Origin of the sequence: Sphingomonas sp. UYEF23 (assembly GCF_040546165.1) — a bacterium.
Taxonomy (GTDB): domain Bacteria; phylum Pseudomonadota; class Alphaproteobacteria; order Sphingomonadales; family Sphingomonadaceae; genus Sphingomonas; species Sphingomonas glacialis.
Window position 1 is genome coordinate 1 of sequence record NZ_JBEPNG010000026.1, and the last position, 2,517, is coordinate 2,517.

A 2,517-nucleotide genomic window follows, 5' to 3' on the forward strand; every position below is an offset into this window, starting at 1 on the left:
CGTAAGCGTGGCGCATAGGCCGCCTTGCGGCTGACGGTGATGCTGCGATGCTTGTGCCTTTCGGCGGAGCGGCGCGGTGGATGATGAAGTCGGGGCGGATGCGAGTAGTCATACGAGCAGTCGTATGAGCGGTCGCATCGAGGTGATCGCCCGTGTGTCGGGACGTCGGTACTGGAGCGTCGAGCAGAAGCTGACGATGTTGCGCGATGCGTTTGGTCCGGGCGGCTCGGTGCGCTTGGCGATGGAACGCCACGACATCACCAGCGGATCGCTTTACACTTGGCGGCGCAATGCGATGGCGGGGATGCTGCTCGATCGATCGGCAAGGACATTGCCGCCTGCACTCGAGGAGCCGACTGGCGACCGTTTCACCGAGGTTATCATCGCCGATCCCGTCGTGCCCGCGCTTCCCGCGGCACCACCACCGCCCACGCCGGATATTGCGAGCAAGATCGCGATCGAGCTCCTCAGCGGTATCCGATTGAGCGTCGATGCGTCGATCGATGCAGAGGCGCTCGGCCGCGTGCTGTCGGTGCTTCAGCGATGATCGCGTTGCCGCCTGCGACGCGGGTGTGGCTGGCGTGCGGGCCGACCGATATGCGCAAGGGGATGTCCGGGCTGGCGGTGATGGCGCAGGAGGTCATGAAGCATAATCCGCATTCCGGCGCGGTGTTCGCGTTCCGCGGTCGGCGCGGTGATCTGATCAAGCTGCTCTGGTATGACGGCCAGGGATTATGCCTGTTCTCCAAGCGGATCGATCGCGGCAAGTTCGTCTGGCCGATCGGCCAGATCGGTGTCGCGCACCTGTCTGCCGCGCAGCTCTCGATGCTGCTCGAAGGGATCGACTGGCGGCGTCCCGAACGCACGTGGTTGCCTGCGCTGGCAGGGTAATAATCGACGGGATTACGCCGTTTTTGCTCGTCTCGGCGACCCTGATCTGGTAATAAATCGGTGTGTCGCAGCACGCCGCTTCCGCACCCGATCGGGATGCCCGGATCGCCAGCCTCGAGGCTCAGGTCGATGCCCGCGATCGTGTGATCGCCATGCTGCGCGCCCAACTTGCACGGCTGCGCCGGATGACGTTTGGCACCTCGTCCGAGAGGCTGGCAAGCGAGATCGAGCAACTGGAACTCGCGCTCGAAGAGTATGAGGCCGACGCCGCGAGCACCGATACGCGCGGGTCCGATAGTGTCGCCAGACCCGAACGGCCCACGCCGGTCCGCGCGCTGCCGCCTCACCTGCCGCGCGACGAGGTCGTTTACGAACCAGCGACCGGCACCTGCGCATGCCCGTCGTGCGGAGGGACGCTGCGCCAGCTTGGCGCGGATACCGACGAGATGCTCGATGTCGTGCCGATCAGCTGGCGTGTCGTGCGCAACATCCGCCCCAAGTATAGCTGCCGTGTCTGCGAGGCGATCGTTCAGGCGCCCGCGCCGCCCAAGCCGATTGCGCGCGGCAAGGCGACGTTCGGCACGCTCGCGCATGTCGTTGTCGCGAAGTTCGATCATCACCTGCCGCTCTACCGTCAGGCCGAGATGATGGCGGCGCAAGGGATCGAGATCGATCGCTCAACCCTCGCCGGATGGGCGGGCCAGGCGGCGCATCTGCTCGATCCGATCGTCACGCGCATCCGCGAGGAAGGTCTGAAGGCAGCAAAGATCCACGCCGACGACACGCCGGTGAAGGTGCTCGCCCCCGGCAGCGGCAAGACCGCGACCGGCAGGCTATGGGCCTATGTCGTCGATGATCGCGCATCGGGTGCCGCTACCCCGCCGCTCGTCTGGTATCGATTCACCCCCAACCGTGCCGGTATCCATCCCAAGCGCGAACTCGCCACCTTCACCGGCTTCCTCCAGGCCGACGCCTATGCCGGGTTCAACGGCATCTATACAGGCAACAGCGTGTTCGAGGTCGCATGCTGGGCGCATTTCCGGCGCGAGCTGTTCGAGCGCCATAAGCAACAGCCGACCGCGCTGACCACCGATCTCCTCGAGCGCATCGGTCAGCTCTACGCGATCGAGGCCGAGATCCGCGGTCAGCCCGCCGACGTCCGACGAACCACCCGCCAGGCGCGGTCGCGACCGCTGATCACGGCGCTTCGCGTCGCGCTCGATGACGCGCTCAGAAAGCTCGCGCCCAAATCGCTGATGACCAAGGCCATCCGCTACGGCACCAAGCGATGGGATGCGTTCACGCGCTTCCTCGACGATGGCCGTCTCGAGATCGATAATAATATCGCCGAACGCGCCATCCGCCCGATCGCGATCGGCCGCAAGAACTGGCTGTTCGCTGGCTCCGAAGCAGGCGGGACGCGCGCCGCGGCGATCTATTCCGTCATCGAGACCGCCAAGATGAACGGCCTCGAACCGCAGGCCTACATCGCCGACGTCATCGCCAGGATCGCTGCCGACTGGCCCGCCGCGCGCTGGGATGAACTGCTGCCATGGAATTGGCAGTCGCCGAACGATCAAATGCTCGCGAAAGCCGCTTGAGGCGCGGCCTCTACGCCACGCTTAC

3 protein-coding genes are annotated in these 2,517 nt (G+C 65.4%); all 3 read left to right on the forward strand.

Annotated features, from left to right (window positions below; all coding sequences use genetic code 11):
• Positions 1-124: 124 nt before the first annotated feature.
• The 3 genes from ABIB28_RS18435 (at position 125) to tnpC (ending at position 2,492) form a co-directional block, all read left to right on the forward strand.
• The gene (locus tag ABIB28_RS18435) at positions 125-547 is read left to right on the forward strand and encodes a transposase (protein ID WP_354289561.1); all 423 of its coding nucleotides are present in this window, start codon (positions 125-127) and stop codon (positions 545-547) included.
• Positions 544-891, forward strand: a complete 348-nt coding sequence (gene tnpB, locus ABIB28_RS18440) for an IS66 family insertion sequence element accessory protein TnpB (RefSeq protein WP_354289563.1) — start codon at positions 544-546, stop codon at positions 889-891. Before ABIB28_RS18435 ends, tnpB begins: the two co-directional genes overlap by 4 nt.
• A gap of 62 nt (positions 892-953) precedes the next feature.
• Positions 954-2,492, forward strand: coding sequence for an IS66 family transposase (gene tnpC, locus ABIB28_RS18445; RefSeq protein WP_502958260.1), 1,539 nt, complete (start codon positions 954-956; stop codon positions 2,490-2,492).
• Positions 2,493-2,517: the final 25 nt, after the last annotated feature.

Bases quoted from the DNA above. Each gene is read 5' to 3' on its own strand.
- ABIB28_RS18435 (WP_354289561.1), top strand. From the start codon at position 125: ATGAGCGGTCGCATCGAGGTGATCGCCCGTGTGTCGGGACGTCGGTAC.
- tnpB (WP_354289563.1), top strand. From the start codon at position 544: ATGATCGCGTTGCCGCCTGCGACGCGGGTGTGGCTGGCGTGCGGGCCG.